Here is a 19,479-nt window from a genome sequence, read left to right as displayed (position 1 = left end):
CTACGCCGTGACGGTGAGTTCGACGCGGCCGTCGGTGCCGAGAGTTTCGCGTTCGGCCACCGCGGTGGTCTTGGCGACCAACCGGACGCGATCCGCGCGGAACAGGTCCTCGGAGTACTCGAACGGCTGACCGTCGGCGTCCGAGGCCACCCTTGTCATCGCCAACAGGGGAGTGCGGGTGGGGATTTCGAGCCAGGCCGCCTCGCGGGGGTTGGCGCTGACGACCTCGATGCTCTCGACCGACGTCACCGGCCGCAGGCCGTAGCGGACAGCCAGGATGTCGTACAGCGACCCGCCGAGCGGTTGCTCCAGCAGGTCCGGCACCCGATCGGCGGGGAAGTGCGCGCAGTCGACCGACAGCGGGAAACCGTCGGCGTAGCGCAGGCGCTGCACGACGACGAGTTCGGTGTCGGGCTCGACTCCCAGGCGTTGCGCCTCGATGGCCGTGGCGCCGCGCAGGGCCGTCGACAGCACCCGGCTGCGGGTCGTGGAATGACCGCCCTGCTTCAAGCGATTCGGCAGGCCCGAAAGTTCGGCGACGTTGCGTTCCACGAGCACGGTCTTGATGAACGTGCCGCCCGCGCGGCCGCTTCGTCGTTCCAGGATCCCGGCGCGGCTCAGCGGCACCAGGGCGCTGCGCAGCGTCGCGCGGGAGACGGCGAACTGCTCGGCCATCTCGCGTTCGGAGCCCAGGCGGTCACCCGGCCGCAGGGTGCCGGCATCGAGCATGCTGACGATGCGGCGCCGCACATCCTCGGCTACCGGGCCGCCCTCGGACTCGTCCATGTCGTTCACCGTACCGACCTCCTCTCAGCCGGTGAGCGCGTCCAGGGATTCCGGCAGAATTTGCCCACCGTCGACGACGATGGACTGGCCGGTGAGGTAGCGGGCCTCGTCGCTGGCGAGGAATGCGGCGAGGTGACCGATGTCTTCCGGAGTGCCCAACGTCCCGGCGGGGATGGCGCGGGCCATGCCGGCGATGTACTCCTCGCCCATCTCCTGCAGTCCCTCGGTGAGGATGTTGCCGGGCAGGATGGCATTGACGGTGATCCGCTTCGGGGCGAGTTCGATTGCGGCGGTGCGCATGAAACCCAGCTGCGCGGCCTTGGACGCGCCGTAGTGCGACCAGCCGGGGAAGCCCGTCACGGGACCGGTGATCGATGAGGTGAGGATGACGCGTCCGGCGCCGCTGCGGGTGAGCGCGTCGAGACAGGCCTGCACGCTGTAGACGGTGCCCTTGACGTTGACGTCGAGCACGGTGGCGAGATCGTCGGGCGTCATGGTGGCCAGCGGTGCCTCGGGGAAGATGCCGGCGTTTGCGCACAGCACGTCGATGCCGCCGAAGGCATCCACGGCGGCCGCGGCCATCGCCTGGCAGGACTTGGGATCGGCGACGTCGACCGAGACGCCGATGATCTTGCCGGACCCGAGGCCGTCGAGGCCGGCGACCGCGGTGTCGAGGTCGTGCAGGGAGCGCGCGGCGACGGCGACATTGGCGCCCGCGGTGGCGAACACCGCGGCGATGCCGTAGCCGATGCCCTTGGTGGCGCCGGTGACGATGACGTTCTTGTTGGTGAGATCGAACATGGTGCGCGTGTCCTGTCAGTGGGTGAGTGTCGGAGCGGCGGCGGGAACATCGATCCGGAACCACGACGGGTCGGTGAGGTAGGCCTGTGCCAATTGTGCTGTGCCGGCGGCATATCGGTGGCCCAGGGTCTGTGCCGGTCCGGATTCAGGGTGGCTGCCGATCCAGGCCGTGAGCATCAGGCGGCGCAGCATGACGAACGTGGGGATCTCGACGAGGTCGGCGGCGGGGAGGTCGCGGACGGTGCGGTAGCCGGCGAGCCATTCGTCGATGATCCGCGCGGCGTCGGGGGTGTCCTCGACGAACGACACCACAGCGCCGAGGTCGGCGAGGTACCACGACCAGCCGCTGTCGTCGAAGTCGATGACGGTGATCTTGCCCTGGTGCACCATCAGGTTCGACATCCGTAGATCGGCATGCACCAGCCCGAAGCGCTCGGGACCCATGCCGTAATTGGTGAGGCGGTGGATGACCTTACGTTCGGCCTCGGCGATGACGGCGGCGTCCGCGGCGCTGAGCGCCGGGGCGTCACGCCAGTCACCCCACCGGCCATCCGGACCCAGCATTGCGTCGAGATCCCACCGGAACCGGGTGAAGGACTCCGGCCGCTCCCAGCGCTGGACGTGTTCGTGCAGCGTCGCGGTGATGGCGCCCAGTTCGCTGAAGCTGATGTCGGAGGCATCGTCCTCGGCGATGGTGCCTTCCACGAAGGTGAACAGGTCGACGAGACGGCTCTCGTCGCCGATGCGGGCCTCCACCACGCGACGTCCGTCGGGTGCGGGAATCACCTGCGGCGTCGTGATGGCGGAGTCGCGGCGGAGGCTTTCCATCCAGTCGAGCTCGGATTCGATGGCGGCCAGCGAGTGGTAGCCCGGCCGGTGTACGCGCAGGACCTGACGCCCGGTCTCTGATTCCACCAGGAAGGTGCCGTTCTCCGAGTAGCTCAGCAGCGTGACGGTTGCCGAATCGAGCCCGTAGTGGGGGAGCGCAGCGTGCGCGAAGCGTTCGTAGTCGGTGGCGGCCATGTCGTTCATTGTGGCTCTCCTGAACTGGCGGTGTGGGCACGGTCACTATTTGGTCTGGTCAGTTGTACCGCACTTTGGGTTGAAAGTGAACCAAAACCGAAAACTGGTAACGATGGGTTTACGGGACGGAAATGTGCGACGGTCCTGGACCTGTCCACAGGAAGTGTGCAGGTAGTACGGGTATTGACCACGACGAGGCGGTCTGGTACCAATAGCCCTGTGCCGATGGCGTGGGGGTCCATTGGTCCACTGGATAGCTGCATTGCCGCTCGATAGAGCAGACCAAATAATTCAAGAACCGGCCCAGTGTGGGGCCGGGCCCGTCTCCCATCAGATCGGATCGGTTGGCACGCATGAGTGAGATCGACGATTACCCACGAACCGCCCCGCTGACTGCCGCGCCGGACACCGGCCCCGGAGTGCAGCGGCTCAAACCCAACGCCGTCGGCTTGATCGGCGTGCTGTTCATGGCGGTGGCCACCGCGGCCCCGATCACCGCGATGGTCGGCAACGTCCCGATCGCGGTCGGGGCCGGCAATGGCGCCGCCGCTCCGGCGGGCTACCTCATCGCCACCGTCGTGCTGGGACTGTTCGCCGTCGGCTACGCGGCGATGTCTCGGCACATCACCGCAACGGGAGCGTTCTACGGCTACATCTCCCACGGTCTCGGCCGGATTGTCGGACTGTCTGCCGGGTTCCTCACCGCGATGGCCTACATGGTGTTCGAGGCCGCGCTGGTCGGCATCTTCTCGTTCTTCTCCAGAGATCTGTTCGTGTCGCTGTTCAACGTGCACGTGCCGTGGGTGGTGTTCGCGGTGACCATGATCCTGGTCAACGCCGTGCTGACCTACTTCGACGTCAATCTGGCCGCGAAAGTGCTTGGCGTGCTGCTGATCACCGAGATCATCATGCTGACGTTGATGGCCGGCTCGGTCGTCGTCACCGGCGGCGGCCCGGAGGGCTGGTCGCTCGGATCGCTCAACCCGATCAACGGGCTGAAAGGACTCGACGCGGTCGTCCCGAATCTGAACGGTGGCGGCACCATGGTGGCCGTGGGCTCGGCCGGCGTCGGCCTGTTCTTCGCGTTCTGGTCGTGGGTCGGATTCGAATCCAGTGCCATGTACGGCGAAGAGTCCAAGAACCCGAAGAAGATCATCCCCATCGCCATCATGTCGTCGGTGCTGGGCATCGGCGCCTTCTACGTCGTGGTGTCGTGGCTGGCGATCGTGGGCACCGGTCCCGCGAAATCGATTGCCCTGGCGCAGAATACGAACACCGCGGGGGAGATCTTCTTCGGCCCCGTGCGGGACCACCTCGGCGGCTGGGCCGTGACGTTGTTCCAGATTCTGCTGACCACGGGTTCGTATGCCTGCGGCATGGCCTTCCACAACTGCGCAGCCCGCTACATCTACGCGATCGGCCGCGAAGACGTCCTGCCCGGCACCGCCAAAACGGTCGGCCGGTCGCACAGTACCCACGGCTCGCCGCATATCGCCGGTTTCGTCCAGAGCGCTGTCGCCCTGGTGATCGTGCTGTGGTTCGCGGGTACCGGCCGCGATCCCTACGGTGATCTGTACGGCCTGATCGCACTTCTGGGCACCGCGGCCATTCTCATCGTGCAGGCCCTGGCCGCGTTCTCCGTCGTCTCGTATTTCCATGTGCGCAAGCAACATCCGGAGACCGCCCACTGGTTCCGCACCTTGGTCGCCCCCGGGCTCGGCGGCATCGGCATGCTGTACGTCATCTACCTGCTGATCAAGAACGCCTCGTTCGCGGCGGGTACGGCCAAGGACGACATCGTCTTCGAGTCGATTCCCTGGGTGGTCGGTGGCACCGCCATCGCGGGAATCGTGGTCGCCCTGGTGCTTCGGGCCAAGTCCCCGCAGCGCTACGACCGATTGGGGCGCGTCGTGCTCGACGAAGAACGTTGACGCCGGAGGCGTCCATCCAGCATTGGCCGGCGCGTCGTCATCTAACGCCGATCGCTTTCTATCGCAAGGACAACGAACATGGCTTTCTCCACAATCATGGACTCCAACAGCTACACCGGCGGGGGAGAACTCGACCCCACCACCGATGCCATGGTCGAGAAGCGGCGATCGACGCTGGGTCCGTCGTACCGGCTGTTCTACAACCGGCCGGTCCATCTGGTCAAAGGTTCCGGAGCGCACCTCTACGACGCCGACGGCAACAAGTACCTCGACGCCTACAACAACGTCGCCAGCGTCGGGCACTGCAACCCGCGGGTCGTCGAGGCCGTGACGCGCCAGATGTCGGAGCTGAACACCCACACGCGTTATCTGCACGGCGGCATCCTCGACTACTCCGAGCAGCTGCTCGCCACGTTCCCGGCCGAGATCTCGTCGATCATGTACACCTGCACGGGATCAGAGGCCAACGATCTGGCCGTCCGGGTCGCCGAGCAGTACAGCGGCGGCACCGGGGTGATCGTCACCGAGGAGGCGTACCACGGGAACAGCGCGCTGATCTCGGCGATGTCGCCCTCGCTGGGCGTCGGTGTGCCGCTGGGCACCAACGTCCGCACGGTGCCGGCTCCGGACTCGTATCGCATCGATCCGGCCGACCTGGGGCGCTGGTTCGCCGAGCAGGTCAGCTCGGCGATCGCCGACCTCGAACGGCACGGCCACAAATTCAGTGCGCTGCTGCTGGATTCGATCTTCTCCTCCGATGGCATCTACGTCGATCCGTCGGTGCTGGGGCCCACTGTCGAGGTGGTTCACCGCGCGGGCGGCGTGTTCATCGCCGACGAGGTGCAGCCCGGCTTCTCGCGGACCGGCGAGGCGATGTGGGGCTTCCAGCGGCACGGCGTCGTGCCGGACCTGGTGACGATGGGCAAGCCCATGGGCAACGGCATTCCCGTTGCGGCGATGGCCGCGCGTCCGGAGATTCTCGATGCCTTCGCGCGGGAAACCCCGTACTTCAACACCTTTGGCGGAAACCCGGTGTCGATGGCGGCCGCGCAGGCGGTCCTCGACGTCATCCAGGGGGACGGGCTCGCCGAACACGCCGTCGCCGTGGGCGATCAATGGCGATCCGAACTCCGTACCTTGGCTGCGGAGTATCCGTTCCTCGGCGACATCCGTGGCGCTGGTCTCTACACCGGAATCGAGATCGTCACCGATCCGGCGACCAAGCAGCACGACCGGGCCCAGGCGCAGCGTGTCGTGGACATGATGCGGGAAAACCGCGTTCTGATCTCTGTCTGCGGCGGACATGGCAACATCCTCAAAGTGCGCCCTCCTCTTGTCTTCTCGATGTCGGACCTGGACTGGTTCATGACGGTGTTCTCCGGTGTCGTCAAGGAGCTCGGGTGAGCGCCTATCGCGAGGCGTTCGAGGCCGCGGCCGAGCAGCCCGACGACTTCTGGCTGGCCGCCGCCGCGGCCATCGACTGGACCGTCGCACCGACCCGGGCACTCGACGAGTCCGCGGCGCCGCATTACCGCTGGTTTCCCGACGGGCAGCTCAACACCTGTTACAACGCCCTGGACCGGCACGTCGAGGCCGGCAACGGGGACCGCACCGCGCTGATCTACGACTCGGCGATGGTCGGCGTACAACAGTCCTTCACCTACGCCGAACTGCTCGACCGGGTGTCCCGGTTCGCCGGAGTGCTTGCGGCACAAGGCGTCACCAAGGGCGACCGCGTCGTGATCTATATGCCGATGATCCCCGAGGCCGTCATCGCGATGCTGGCCTGCGCGCGCATCGGCGCCGTGCATTCGGTCGTCTTCGGCGGCTTCGCCGCCAATGAGCTCGCGGCCCGCATCGACGACGCGCAGCCCGTGGCGCTGCTGACCGCCTCCGGCGGTCTGGAACCAGGGCGCACCGTCGAATACCTGCCTGCCGTCGCCAAGGCGCTGGCGCTGACCGCTGCCGCGCCGGCCACGGTGATCGTCAAGAACCGCGGTGAGATCGCCGGCGACGCCACCGACTACCCGGGCTACCTCGACTGGGACGAACTGGTGGCCGGCGCCGAGCCCGTCGCTCCGGTGCCGGTGGCCGCCACCGACCCCCTTTACATCCTCTACACCTCCGGCACGACCGGGCGGCCCAAAGGCGTCGTGCGCGACAACGGTGGGCACGCCGTCGCGCTGGCCTGGTCCATGAAGAACGTCTACGACATCAGCGCCGGCCAGGTGATGTGGACCGCCTCCGACATCGGGTGGGTCGTCGGCAGCTCCTACATCGTCTACGGGCCGCTGATCGCCGGCGCCACCACGGTGCTCTACGAAGGCAAGCCCGTCGGCACCCCCGACGCCGGCGCGTTCTGGCGGGTCATCGAACAGCACGGCGTCGAAGCGCTGTTCACCGCGCCGACTGCGCTGCGCGCCATCCGGAAAGCCGATCCCGATGCGTCGATGCTTGCGGGCCATGACATTTCGACGCTACGCACGCTGTTCGTCGCCGGTGAGCGCCTGGACCCCGACACCTACGAATGGGCATCGGAGAAGTTGCACTGCCCCGTCATCGACCACTGGTGGCAGACCGAAACCGGCTGGGCCATCTGCGCGAACCTGCGCGGGCTCGAACCCATGCCCATCAAGGCCGGATCACCGACCGTGCCGGTGCCCGGCTACCGCGTCGGCATCGTCGACGCCTCCGGAAACCAGGTCGCGGCCGGCGTCGAAGGCAACATCGTCATCAAGCTGCCACTGCCACCCGGCACCCTCGCCGGGTTGTGGCAGAACGACAAGGGCTTCGTGCAGTCGTACCTGTCCGCGTTCCCCGGCCACTACCTGACGGGTGACTTCGGCTACGTCGACGACGACGGTTACCTGACGGTGCTGGGCCGCACCGACGACGTGATCAACGTTGCGGGGCACCGGCTTTCGACCGGAAGTATCGAAGCCGTGATCGCCGGTCACCGGGCTGTCGCCGAGTGTGCCGTCATCGGTATCCACGACGACCTCAAGGGGCAGCGCCCCAGCGGCTACGTCGTACTCAAGTCGGGCCAGGACATGGACCACGGAGTGCTGCAGCAGGAACTCGCCGCGATGGTCCGCGACCAGATCGGCGCGGTCGCCACCTTCCGCGACGTCACCGTCGTCGGCGCGCTGCCCAAGACCCGGTCGGGCAAGATCCTGCGAAAGACCATGCGGCAGATCGCCGAAGGCGTCGACTTCGTCGTCCCGTCCACCATTGAGGACAGTTCGGTGATCGACGCACTCATCCCGGTGCTGCGGCCTTCCTAGCGATCCCGCGGGGCCGGGTAAGTTGGCGGCAATGTGGGGTTCTGTGGCGGTGCTGGCACTGCCGATCGCGTTCGATCCGGTGCGCCTCGGCGTCAACCTGTTGCTGATCTCCCGCCCGCGCCCGGCGCAGAACCTGCTGGTGTACTGGGTCGGCTGCGTGACCGCGAGCATCATGCTGCTGATGCTTCCGCTGCTTGCGCTGCACTTCACCGACCTGGCGTGGGTGCACGATCTGGCCAACCCGCGCACCACCGCGAGTGCGACGATGCGGCACCTGCAGGTGTTCGTCGGTGTGCTGCTGCTGGTCATCGCGGCGGTGACGGCGGTGCGGATGGTGATGCGCCGGCGCGCACCGGATCCGGACGTCTCACCCATCTCGAAGTTGTTGCAGCGCGACCCCGACGCGCCGCCACGCGGTGGATTGCTGGGGCGCGCGCAAAGAGCCTGGGAGAGCGGGGCGCTGTGGGTCGCGGCAGTGATCGGCTTCTGGGCCGGTCCGAACCCGTCGCTTGTGCTGTTCGCCCTGACGACGATCTTGGCGTCGGGCGCCGCGATCGGGACACAGATCGGCGTCGCGCTGGTATTCATCGTGGTGAGCCTCGCCGTCGTCGAGGTGGTGTTGCTCTGCAACGTCATCACGCCGTCGAAAACCCAAGCGGCACTGCGGAAAGTGCACGACTGGGTCGGCGGGTACCGGCAGCAGATCGTGGTGGCGATCGTGACGCTCGTCGGACTGGCGTTCGTCGCGCAGGGCACGGGGTTGTTGGCGTAGGGTTGAACCGGCTCCAACTGGGAAAAGAGTCTGGATGACTGATCACGAGGTCCACCACGACGGATATCCGACCCATCGCCGAAAGGTCCGCTTCGACTGGTCGGACACGCCGCTGCACTGGGTGCCCGGAGATCCGTTCTCCACCCACATGCTGAACGTGCTGCATCTGATGCTGCCGGCAGGCGAGCGCTGGTTCATCCAGGTCGTCAATGAGGCCGAACCGCTGGTCGACGACCCGGAGATGAAAGCCGCGATCAAGCCGTTTGTGCAGCAGGAGGGCTGGCACGCCCAGGCGCACCAGATGGTGCTTGCGCATCTGGCCGAGCAGGGCATCGACAGCACGCCGTTCACCGGCACCATGCATGAGGAACTGCCCGCGGTGGGCGACAAGCAGTCGCGACTGCCACGGGTGCTGCAGCGGTGGTCGCTGTACCAGCGCCTCGCGGTCGCCGCGGCGCTGGAACCGTTCAATGCGGCATTGGGACAGTGGACCATCCAGAACCGTGGCCTCGACTACGCCGGCGCCGATCCGACCATGCTCGATCTGCTCCGCTGGCACGGCGCCGAGGAAATCGAACACCGTGCGCTGGTGTTCGACATCTACCAGCACCTGTGCGGCAACTACGTCATGCGGGCGGTGACCATGCTGCTCACCGCGCCCGGGTTCCTGTTCACGTGGTACCGGGGAATTCGCTATCTGATGGAAAAAGACCCGACCATCACGGCCAAGCCGCGCTTGCGGGACTGGTTGCGGGCCTCCCGGGAGTACCGGGTGCCGGGTCCGTGGCTCCTCATGGTCACGGTGCCACTGCGCTACATCCGGCCCGGTTATCACCCGAGCGCGGAGGCGTCCACGCAGATGGCGCTGGACTACCTGGAGTACTCGCCGGTGGCGCGCGCGGCCCGGGAACGGGCCGAGGCGGCCGGTCAGTAGTCGATCTGCGCGTCGATCCCGAATTCGGTGAGGGTGCGTGACACCATGTCGCGCAATGCTTCTCGGGTATTGGGGTGGCCCGGCAGATAGGCGGACAGCCGGATCGACATCTTCCCTGCCACCCGGCTCGAGGACAGGAACAGCTGGCCGCCCATGGCCTCGAGCAGCCCCTTCGTGATGTCGGGTTCGATCGACCGCATGGACAGGTAAGCGGCGTCGGTGCCGTCGGGCCGGTTCACCGCCGGCGGCGCGTCGCCGACATTGGAGCAGGTGACCGGGAGGATGGCGCCACCAGCCGCCAGCGCGCCGAACTTCCTGACCGCCCACTTCGGCGTTATCGCCGCCAGCGCTGTCGGTGCCAGGGCCTCGTCGTCGGGGTTCTCGATGGTCTCGAGGGTGGCGCGCGTGATCTTGGCGCGGATCTCGCTGAGGTCCTTGGCCACGTGCGTGGGGTCGACCACGACGTCGGCGCTCGTCAGCGCATTGGCGCGGGTGTCGCCCTCGGTGCGCCGCGACAGCACGAAACGCAGGGTGACGGTGCCGTCGTCCTGCACGCGCCCCGCCACCACCGCGAGCCGGCAAGCGATGCCGGCCATGAGCGAGTTACTGCCCCCACCAAGGCGTTTCGCGCGCTTATCCCATTCGTCCAGGTCGACCTGTGCGGTGAGACCGGGTACGTCGACCGTCTGATCGGCGTCGGCCCTGCGTCGCGGCGCGGGTGCTGCCTTGGGCGGCGGTCGGAGCTCACCCCGTTCGCGCCGCGCCATGCGAGCCACCGCGGCCACGGCGTGCGCCATGTCGGGCAGATCCTGGACCGTCTGCCGCAGGTCCTCACGCAGCGCGCGGCGCCGGGGGCGTGACATCGGGGGCAGATAGCCCAGGTTATGCGTCCTGCCCTCGACAGCGTCGGCGACCGCCTGCCCGAAGGCGATGGCGTCGACGATCAGGTGCGACGCCACGAGGGTCACCGCGGTGGCGCCGCCCTCGAGAGGGAGCACTCCGAGATGCCAGCCCGGACCCAACTCGGGATCGAGGGGCAGACGTGCGCGTTCGTCGGACCAGGCGCTCACGTCGGCGCGCGGCCGGGCCGTCACGGCGAAGTCGATGTCCGGTGCCGACGGAGACAGGACCCAGCGATCGCGCGCGAACGGCACTGACGACCGCTCGATCCTGCGGCCCAGCAGTCCGTGTCCGAGGTTGTGGTGAAACCGCTGCAACGCCTCGATATTGACGGCCCGGTCGTAGATCCAGGTCATCTGCAGTCTCGTGCCGTGGCTCGCGCGCAGCGCCAGGAACGCGGCCTGGTCCAGGTAGGCCAGCCTGTCGTCCACCGGTTCTCCGGCACGCGAGTCGACGGGAGTTACCGCGGGCGCAGTGGCGTCGGTGAGCGAGCCGGCCAGGTGGGTGGCGAGCGCGCCGGGGCTGGGGTGGTCGAAGATCAGAGTGGGTGGCAGAGCCAGGCCGGTAACGGTTTTGAGGCGGTTGCGCAGTTCGACAGCGGTCAGGGAGTCGAAGCCGAGATCCTCGAATGTGGCATCGCGGTCGATGTCGTCGGGCGTGGGATGGCCCAGAACCGCCGCCGCTTGCGCACACACCGTCTCGGCCAGCAGCGCATGTTGCTCGTCGCGCGCCAATCCGGTGAGCCGCTGGGTCAGTGCCGACGTCGACCCGGTGGGGCTGACGGGGTCGCGTCGCCGGGGGCTGCGGATGAGCCCGCTGAACAACGCCGGCAGATTTCCGTTGCGGGCCTTGGTGTTCAGTGCTGCCCGGTCCAGGCGGGCGGCCACCGTGACGGGGTGGCCGATCGTCAAGGCGTCGTCGAACAGTTTCAGTGCCTGCTCAGGCGTCATCGGCACCAGCCCGCTGCTGCCGATCCTCGCCAGGTCGCGGTCGCTCAGATGTGCCGTCATCCCACTGGACTGTTCCCACAGGCCCCACACGAGGGACGTGCCGGGCAGGCCCATGGCTCTGCGGTAGGCGGCGAAACCGTCCAGGAAAGCGTTGGCGGCCGCGTAATTGCCCTGGCCCGGTGAGCCCATCGTGGCGGCGATCGACGAACACAACACGAACATCGACAAATCCAGATCACGGGTGGCCTCATGCAGGTTCCAGGCCGCGTCGACTTTGGCGCGCAACACTGTTGCCAGCCGCTCGGGGGTCAGCGAGCCGAGCACCGCGTCGTCGAGCACCCCGGCGGCGTGGATCACTCCGCGCAGCGGCGGGCAGCGCTGCGCCAATTGCGCCACCATCGTCGTGACAGCGTCCGGGTCGGCCACGTCGCAGGCCACCAATTCCACGCGGGCGCCGGCACTTTCCAGTTCGGCGGCCAGCGCGGCCGCCCCTTCGGCGCGGTCCCCACGCCGGCTGGCCAGCACCAGGTGCCGCACGCTGTACGCGCTCACCAGGTGGCGGGCCAGTTCCGCGCCGACCATTCCGGTGGCGCCGGTGATCAACAGCGTGCCGTCGGACAGCCGATCGCGCAGCGCCGTCGGCATCGTCAGCACCACCTTGCCGATGTGGCGCGCCTGGCTGATGAACCGGTAGGCCTCCACGGCGCAGCGGACGTCCCATGTGGTGACGGGCAGTGGCTGAAGCCGCTCGGTTTCGAAGAGCTTGGTCAACTCGCACAGCATCGCCTGCATCCGTTGCGGTGCGGCCTCGGAGAGATCGAAGGCCTGATACCGAACACCGGGATACCGGGCGGCGACGGACTCGGCGTCGCGAATGTCGGTCTTGCCCATCTCGATGAAGCGACCACCGCGGGCCAGCAACCTGAGCGACGCGTCCACGAACTCACCGGCCAGCGAGTCGAGCACGACGTCGACGCCGCGGCCCTCGGTGACGGCCAGGAATTTGCCCTCGAAGTCGAGGGTTCGGGAATCGCCGATGTGGTCGTCGTCAAAACCCATGGCGCGCAACGTGCTCCACTTGCCGGGGCTGGCGGTGACGAAGACGTCCGCCCCCAGGTGGCGGGCCAGCTGCACCGCCGCCATGCCCACCCCGCCGGTACCGGCGTGCACCAGCACCGATTCCCCGGCGCAGAGCCCGGCCAGATCCGACAACGCGTACAGGGCCGTCAGGAATGCCACCGACACGCCCGCTGCCTGCTCGAGCGACCAGCCCTCCGGCACCGTGGTCAGCAACTGCTGGTCGGCCACCGCGAGCGGGCCCGTGCCGGCCAGCAGACCCATCACGGCATCACCGACTGCCAGCCCTGTTACGTCCGGGCCGGTCTCGACCACCACACCGGCGCCCTCGGCGCCCAGCACCGGAGCCTGACCGGGATACATGCCGAGTGCCGCCATCACGTCGCGGAAGTTGACCCCGACCGCCGTCACCGCCACCCGCACCTGACCGGTCTGCAGCGGTGCCTCCACCTCGGGGCAGCCCCGGATGACGAGATTCTCCAGCGTTCCGTCACCGCCGACGGCCAACCGCCACGCACCCGCCGGCGGAGCCAAAAGCGCTGGGGCCGAGGCCAGCCGGGCGGCGTACGCCTTGCCGGCTCGCACCACCAGTTGCGGCTCGCCGGTATCGGCCAGCGCCGCCGCGTCCAGCGTGCCATCCGTGTCGAGAAGCAGGATCCGGCCGGGGTTTTCGGCCTGCGCCGAGCGCACCAGACCCCACACCGCCGCGGCCGCCAGATCGCGGACGTCCTCGCCGGGCAATCCCACCGCGCCGCGGGTCGACACCACCAGCGGGCCCGCCCGATCCTCGGTCAGCCAGTCCTGCAACACCTCGAGGGCGGCGCGGGTGGCCTCGTGCACCGCACCCACCACGTCGTCATCCGCCGATGCGCATTCCCAGACGACCACCTGATCGTGGTCGATTGCGTTGTGGTGCAGCGTTATCGGCGTCCACACCACTTCCAGCGGACCGTGACCGGCACCGTCGTTGGTGATCGGACGGGTGGTCAGCGAGCGCACCGTCAGCACCGGCGAACCGGCGTTGTCGACGACGTCCACCGACAGCTCGTCGTGCCCCAGCACGGTGATGCGGGCCCGCACCCGCGCTGCGCCGCCGGCATGCAGGGCCACCCCCCGCCAGCAGAACGGCAACATCGTCTGGGCGGTGTCGATGGCGAGGCCTGCGGCATGCAGCACCGCATCCAGCACAGCCGGATGGATGCCCATCGTGTCGACCACACCGGCCTCGTCGGGCGCCGCCACCTCGGCGAAGAGCTCCGGACCGCGGCGCCAGAGCGCGACCAGACCCTGGAATGCCGGCCCGTACTCGTAGCTGCGGTCGGCCAGCCGCGCATAGGCGCCGGACAGGTCCACGCTTTCCGCACCGGGCGGCGGCCACTGCGTCAGATCTCCGGAATGCGCTGCGGCGGTGGGCGTCAGCGTGCCCTCGGCGTGCACCAGCCACTCGGCTTCGGGCTCATCTTTCCGTGAGTACACCGAGACGGACCGGCTGCCCGACTCCGCGGCGGCGCTCACCACCACCTGAAGTTGGGTCGCGGCCTCCTCGTCCAGGACCAGGGGCGCGGCCAGCACCAATTCCTCGATGGCGCCGCAACCCACCTCCGCGCCGGCGCGGAGCGCCAATTCCACGAACCCGGTCCCGGGAAACAACATCACGCCACCGACCTGGTGATCGGCGAGCCACGGTTGATCTGCCGGCGACAGCCGCCCGGTCAAGACCACCCCGCCGGAATCGGGCCGCTCGACCACTGCGCTCAACAGCGGATGATGTGTGGCATTCAGACCCAGGGCCGCGGTGCCGTCGGGCCCGGCTGCGGTCGGCATCGTCCAGAAGCGCCGTCGCTGAAAGGCGTACGTGGGCAACTCGATCCGGCGGCCACCCGATCCGGCGAACACCGCCGGCCACTCCACCGGCATACCGGTGGTGAACAACCGAGCCGCCCCCTGCAGCAGTGCCGCCACCTCCGGCCGGCCTTTACCCAGCAGCGCCACCGTGACGGGATCGGCCGCCGGCAGTGACTGTTCGATGGAGGCTGTCAGCCCGCTACCCGGGCCGACCTCGATGAAGTGGGTCGCGCCATGTGTCTGCAGGGTCTGGATGCTGTCGGCGAAACGCACAGGGCGCCGAATGTGCTCGACCCAGTACCGCGCCGAGCCGAAATCGCCGTCTACGTCCACTGATTGGGCCGTCACGTTCGAGATCAGCGGAATCTGGGGCCGCCGCGGCTCGACCCGAGCTGCGATCTGCGCGAACTCGTCGAGCATCGGCTCCATCAGCGGTGAGTGGAAGGCATGCGAGACCGCCAGCGGGTGTACCCGGTGGCCGTGGGCGGCCAGCCGGTCAGCGGTCGAGTGCACAGCGCTCTGCGGCCCCGAAAGCACCACCGACTCCGGCGCATTGATCGCCGCGATGACCGCGCCCTCGGCCAGCAGCGGCGTCATTGTGTCTTCGGCGGCACTCACCGCGGTCATCGCACCCCCCGGCGGCAGCGCCTGCATCAGGCGTCCCCTGGCGGCAACCAGCAGCGCGGCGTCGGGCAGCGTGAGCACGCCCGCGACGTACGCCGCCGAGAACTCGCCAACCGAATGGCCCATCACGAAGTCCGGGGTCATGCCCCAGCTGCGCAGCACCGCGAACAACGACACTTCCACCGCGAACAGCGCCGGCTGCGCGAATTCGGTGCTGTCGAGCAGACCGCTGTCGGAGCCCCACAGAACCTCACGCAGCGGCAACCGCAGATGCCGGTCAAGCTCGTCGGCCACGTCGTCAAAAGCCCTGGCGAACAACGGCAGTCGGTCATACAGCTGCCTGCCCATCCCGAGGCATTGCGAGCCCTGCCCGGGAAACACGACCACCGACTTTCCCACCTGGCCCGCGCGGCCGGTCACGGCTGCCGCGTCCGGCTCGCCGTCGGCCAAGGCGGCCAGTGCCTCGGTGAGCGTCTGACGATCGCTGCCCAGCACCACCGCACGGTGCTCGAACGTCGAGCGCCGTGCCAGCGTGTATCCCACGTCGACAGGCTCGAGCCGTGGATGGGCGCGCAGGTGTGCCGACAACCGGGCGGCCTGTGCGGTCAGCGCCTCACCTGTTTTGGCCGAAATGACCCACGGCAGCGGGCCGTTCGGGTTCGCCGGCTGGGCGCTTTCCGGTTCGTCCTGCGGGCCCTGCTCCAAGACCACATGGGCGTTGGTGCCGCTGATCCCGAACGACGACACGGCCGCCCGGCGTGGGCGCCCCTCGACTGGCCAGGGCCGGGCCTCCGTCAGCACCGACACGGCACCGCGGTCCCAATCGACGCGCGGGGAGGGGGCGTCGACGTGCAGCGTCGCCGGCATCACGCCGTGGCGCATCGCCTGCACCATCTTGATCACCCCAGCCACCCCGGCCGCGGCCTGGGTATGACCCATGTTCGACTTGATCGAACCCATCCACAACGGCCGGTCGGCCGGCCGCTCCTGTCCGTAGGCGGCCAAAAGTGCTTGTGCTTCAATGGGATCGCCCAACGTGGTGCCCGTCCCGTGGCCCTCGACCACATCCACGTCGGCCGCCGTCAGCCTTGCGGCGGCCAGGGCGGACCGGATCACCCGCTGCTGGGACGGCCCGTTGGGCGCGGTCAGGCCATTGGAGGCGCCGTCCTGGTTGACGGCGCTGCCGCGCACGACCGCCAGCACCGGATGCCCCGATCGCTGGGCATCCGACAACCGCTCCAGCGCCAGGACGCCGGCACCCTCACCCCATGCCGTCCCGTCGGCGGCACCCGCGAAAGCCTTGCACCGCCCATCAGGGGCCAGACCCCGCTGCCTGCTGAACCCGATGAAGGTTTCCGGCGACGTCATCACCGTCACGCCGCCGGCCAGGGCCAGATCGCACTCGCCCGAGCGCAGCGACTGCACGGCCCAGTGCAGGGACACCAACGACGACGAGCATGCGGTATCCACCGACACCGCGGGTCCCTGTAGCCCCAACACATATGCCACGCGGCCCGAGGCCACGCTCAACGCCGACCCCGTCAGCCCATAGCCTTCCAGCCGGTCAGTGCCGGCGGCGCCGTAGCGCTGTGCGAAGATTCCGGTGAACACCCCGGTGGCGGAACCCTGCAACGAGACCGGGTCAATCCCGGCCTGTTCCAAGGCTTCCCACGAGCATTCGAGCAGCAACCGCTGTTGCGGGTCCATCGTCCGTGCCTCGCTTGGCCCGATGCCGAAGAAGCCGGCGTCGAAGCCGGCCACATCCGCGAGAAAGCCACCCCAGCGGGTATAGGTCTTGCCTGCCGCATCGGGATCCGGGTCGAACAAGCCGCGAACATCCCAACCGCGGTCGGTGGGGAACTCCGACACCACATCCCGGGCGCCCGCGACCATCTCCCACAGCGCTTGCGGCGTATCCACCCCGCCGGGGAACCGGCAGCCCATGCCGACGATGGCGATCGGCTCGTCAACCGCCGTGGACGGGGCCGGTGTGGTCGTGCTGTTGCCGGAAGACAGTTGAGCTTCCACATGTCGGGCCAGTTGTGCGATGGAGCCGTAATCCCAGCCGACGGTGTCCGAAAGGTGCAGTCCGGTAACCGCTGTCAGCCGATTGCGGAGTTCGACCGTCATCTTCGAATCGAAGCCGAGCTCCGAGAACGCGAGTTCCCGGTTCAGTGAGTGTGGGTCGGCCAGCCCCAGCATCTTCGCGACCTCGGCGCACACCGTGTCCGCCACGAGGCGGTGCTGTTCCTGCCGCAGGACGGCGAGCCGCCCGCTGAGCGTCACATTGTTCGGGGTCCGTTCGCGCGTGGGCTCCGGCGTCTCGGGTGTCTCCGGTGGCGGCTCGGCGGGGCGGTCCCAGATCGGCGGCGCCGGGCTTTCGGCGCGAAGCGCAGCACGGACGAGCTTGCCGGTCGGAGTGCGTGGGAGCTGCTCGACCACGGTGAATCGGTGCGGCACCTGGACGGCGGACAGCTGAAAAATCAAGCGCTGGTGAAGGTCTCGCATGACAGACTCGTCGATGACCGTGTGCTCGGCCGGGACCAGGAATGCCTGCAGCGCCGAGACGCCGGGTGACTCCGTCACCGCGACGACGGCCGCGTGGGCGACTCTCTCGTCCTCGGTGAGGAGGCGCTCGATGTCCCGCGGATTGACGTTGACGCCGCCGATGATCTCGGTGTCGTCCACGCGGCAGTGGTAGGTCACCCAGCCGTCGCTGTCGACGGACACCCTGTCCCGCGTGTCGAGCCAGTCGCCATCTCGCAGGTCGGCCGGGCGACGCCAATACCCCGGCGATATCGACGGGCCGCGGACCCAGAGGTTTCCCGCAACGCCGGGACCCGCCGTCGTGCCCTGCGGCGTGGTGACACGAATTTCGTAGGGCGGCAGAACTTTTCCTATGGTCCCGGGTCGCCACTCCTCGACGGTGTTCGACACGAACGTCTGCCCGACCTCGGTTGAACCGATTCCGTCGAGTATCGGGATGCCGCCGAAGAAATCCGTCATCCGCTCGGCGAGCCGGACGTCGAGAGCCTCGCCCGCCGAGACCACGCAGCGAAGCGCACGGAACGAGTCGGGGGAGCAGGCTTCGGCAATGCGCGCGAAAAGCGTTGGCACGCCGTAGAGCACCGAAGCGCCGAAGGTCGCACTCAGCTCCGCTGTCGCTTCGGCGGTTACTGGTCGTTTGACGATGACCGCGGAGCTGCCTGTGGCAAGCGGGAACCAGACGGAGTTACCCAGCCCGTACGCGAAATACATGGGCGCGCTGCACAGTCCGGTGTCCTGGGCAGTGAGCTGCAACGCCCGGTCGCACATCGCTTCGACGTAGGCCCACACGTCGGAGTGCCGGTGGATGGCGGCTTTCGGCGCACCCGTCGTGCCGGATGTATAGGTGGCGTAGGCAGGAGCGTCGGCGGCCAGCTGCGCATAGCCGGCCGGCTCGGCATGGGCGGCTTCGGCAACCAGCTCTGCGGCGTCGGCGACGGTGGCCTCCCCAAACCGGTCGCGGAGTGCGCCGGTCGTGATGACAAGCGCGGGCTCGGTGTCGTTTTCGGCGAAACTGTGGTCGCGGCGGTTGAGCTCGGGGTTGGCCAGGAAGACCACGATGCCACGGCCGAGGCATGCCAGCATCAGCTGTACGAGTTCGGGCGAATCCGGAAGGCACAACAGGACCCGATCGCCGGCGGACAGGCCCCGGCGCCGCAACACGGTTCCCAAACATGCTGCGCCGTCGTGGATTTGACCGTGGGTGACGGGGTGCGGCCCGCGGTAGGCGGGTCGGTCCCGCCAGCCTGCTTCCGCGGCCCGCTTGGCCAACAGCTCTGCCAGGTTTCCATTCGGCAGCGTCATGGGGCCGTCGTCTCGAAATCGAGGAAGTACTCGGTGATGACGATGACGGGCTGCCCTTCGATGATGATGCGGTACCGCCGGCTGACGGTCCGCGGTTGCGGGGCCTGATCCGTTGCGGCGGTGAGCCAATCGGGTGATTCCGCCACCCAGATGTCGGCCGGCTCCTTGAACGTCTCGAGGCGGCTGGCGGCCATGATCTCGCCGATGGGCGCATTGGTGCTCGTCAGGTCTGCCGCGATTGTCGGAGGAAGCAGATCGATGCCGATGAGTGACTCCGCCCCGACGAAGCGACGCCCCGACACGCCGCCGGTGAGCAGGACACGACGTTGCAGAATTCGGCTGTCGGGCAGCTGGTTCGACACGATTTCGCGCTCGTGAATCTGCTGCTCGACAATGTGCACGACGATGTCTTCTCCAGTGACGACACCGAGAATCCGGGTGAGGGTGCCGTTTGTTGCAATGAGTATCCGCAGGTCCCGATTGAGCTGGTGAATTTCTTCACCGGCAAGGAAGCACTCAGTCATATGGCCGTTCCTATTCGAAGACGCCAATACCCAACGTGCCGCAGGCTCGCGCGACGCGACGAACCGTGCGGTTCATGATCCTCCACGACCGTGGGCAGCGCATGGTGAACTCGCGGAAATTTCACCGCGGCGGGCGAATTTGCCTGGGGCAGAAGGTTTGCCTAACCAACCTGGCCGTC

10 protein-coding genes are annotated in these 19,479 nt (G+C 68.0%); 5 read left to right on the top strand and 5 right to left on the bottom strand.

Annotation, left to right across the window (positions count from 1 at the left end; genetic code table 11):
• From ACWW1C_RS27040 to ACWW1C_RS27030, 3 genes are read right to left on the bottom strand one after another with little or no spacing between them, the layout of a single operon-like run.
• Complete coding sequence (locus ACWW1C_RS27040; protein WP_455981120.1) at window positions 1-786, bottom strand: GntR family transcriptional regulator; 786 nt, start codon at window positions 784-786, stop codon at window positions 1-3.
• A gap of 24 nt (window positions 787-810) precedes the next feature.
• The gene (gene fabG / locus ACWW1C_RS27035) at window positions 811-1,587 is read right to left on the bottom strand and encodes a 3-oxoacyl-ACP reductase FabG (RefSeq protein ID WP_455981119.1); all 777 of its coding nucleotides are present in this window, start codon (window positions 1,585-1,587) and stop codon (window positions 811-813) included.
• Between the two features lie 15 nt (window positions 1,588-1,602).
• A complete protein-coding gene (locus ACWW1C_RS27030; protein WP_455981118.1) occupies window positions 1,603-2,610 on the bottom strand; it encodes a phosphotransferase enzyme family protein in 1,008 nt (335 codons plus the stop codon).
• Window positions 2,611-2,963: 353 nt separating this feature from the next.
• On the opposite strand from ACWW1C_RS27030, the gene ACWW1C_RS27025 reads away from it, so the two are divergent.
• From ACWW1C_RS27025 to ACWW1C_RS27005, 5 genes are all read left to right on the top strand, one after another.
• Window positions 2,964-4,541 carry an APC family permease gene (locus ACWW1C_RS27025; RefSeq protein WP_455981117.1) on the top strand — a complete coding sequence of 526 codons (1,578 nt, stop codon included), beginning with the start codon at window positions 2,964-2,966 and terminating at the stop codon, window positions 4,539-4,541.
• Between the two features lie 78 nt (window positions 4,542-4,619).
• Window positions 4,620-5,945, top strand: coding sequence for an aspartate aminotransferase family protein (locus ACWW1C_RS27020; RefSeq protein WP_455981116.1), 1,326 nt, complete (start codon window positions 4,620-4,622; stop codon window positions 5,943-5,945).
• On the top strand, window positions 5,942-7,825 hold the full coding sequence (locus ACWW1C_RS27015) for a propionyl-CoA synthetase (RefSeq protein WP_455981115.1): 1,884 nt from the start codon (window positions 5,942-5,944) through the stop codon (window positions 7,823-7,825). Before ACWW1C_RS27020 ends, ACWW1C_RS27015 begins: the two co-directional genes overlap by 4 nt.
• 31 nt (window positions 7,826-7,856) lie before the next feature.
• Window positions 7,857-8,597 carry a GAP family protein gene (locus tag ACWW1C_RS27010; protein ID WP_455981114.1) on the top strand — a complete coding sequence of 247 codons (741 nt, stop codon included), beginning with the start codon at window positions 7,857-7,859 and terminating at the stop codon, window positions 8,595-8,597.
• A gap of 34 nt (window positions 8,598-8,631) precedes the next feature.
• Window positions 8,632-9,531 (top strand): metal-dependent hydrolase, encoded by a 900-nt coding sequence (locus tag ACWW1C_RS27005; RefSeq protein ID WP_455981113.1) that lies wholly within the window; start codon window positions 8,632-8,634, stop codon window positions 9,529-9,531.
• Here ACWW1C_RS27005 and ACWW1C_RS27000 read toward each other — a convergent pair.
• Together ACWW1C_RS27000 and ACWW1C_RS26995 are read right to left on the bottom strand one after the other, a co-directional pair.
• Window positions 9,525-18,776, bottom strand: coding sequence for an SDR family NAD(P)-dependent oxidoreductase (locus ACWW1C_RS27000; protein ID WP_455981112.1), 9,252 nt, complete (start codon window positions 18,774-18,776; stop codon window positions 9,525-9,527). The two genes, ACWW1C_RS27005 and ACWW1C_RS27000, sit on opposite strands and share 7 nt — an antisense overlap.
• Window positions 18,773-19,300 carry a chorismate--pyruvate lyase family protein gene (locus ACWW1C_RS26995; RefSeq protein ID WP_455981111.1) on the bottom strand — a complete coding sequence of 176 codons (528 nt, stop codon included), beginning with the start codon at window positions 19,298-19,300 and terminating at the stop codon, window positions 18,773-18,775. The genes ACWW1C_RS27000 and ACWW1C_RS26995 overlap by 4 nt, the downstream gene beginning before the upstream one ends.
• Window positions 19,301-19,479 lie beyond the last annotated feature (179 nt).

Source organism: Mycobacterium sp. HM-7 (genome assembly GCF_053852335.1).
This window is presented reverse-complemented; position numbering and strand designations above follow the sequence as displayed.

What these genes read in the sequence shown, in the direction of transcription:
- ACWW1C_RS27040 (WP_455981120.1), bottom strand. Translation starts at nt 786, where the DNA reads ATGGACGAGTCCGAGGGCGGCCCGGTAGCCGAGGATGTGCGGCGCCGC.
- fabG (WP_455981119.1), bottom strand. Translation starts at nt 1,587, where the DNA reads ATGTTCGATCTCACCAACAAGAACGTCATCGTCACCGGCGCCACCAAG.
- ACWW1C_RS27030 (WP_455981118.1), bottom strand. Translation starts at nt 2,610, where the DNA reads ATGGCCGCCACCGACTACGAACGCTTCGCGCACGCTGCGCTCCCCCAC.
- ACWW1C_RS27025 (WP_455981117.1), top strand. Translation starts at nt 2,964, where the DNA reads ATGAGTGAGATCGACGATTACCCACGAACCGCCCCGCTGACTGCCGCG.
- ACWW1C_RS27020 (WP_455981116.1), top strand. Translation starts at nt 4,620, where the DNA reads ATGGCTTTCTCCACAATCATGGACTCCAACAGCTACACCGGCGGGGGA.
- ACWW1C_RS27010 (WP_455981114.1), top strand. Translation starts at nt 7,857, where the DNA reads ATGTGGGGTTCTGTGGCGGTGCTGGCACTGCCGATCGCGTTCGATCCG.
- ACWW1C_RS27005 (WP_455981113.1), top strand. Translation starts at nt 8,632, where the DNA reads ATGACTGATCACGAGGTCCACCACGACGGATATCCGACCCATCGCCGA.
- ACWW1C_RS27000 (WP_455981112.1), bottom strand. Translation starts at nt 18,776, where the DNA reads ATGACGCTGCCGAATGGAAACCTGGCAGAGCTGTTGGCCAAGCGGGCC.
- ACWW1C_RS26995 (WP_455981111.1), bottom strand. Translation starts at nt 19,300, where the DNA reads ATGACTGAGTGCTTCCTTGCCGGTGAAGAAATTCACCAGCTCAATCGG.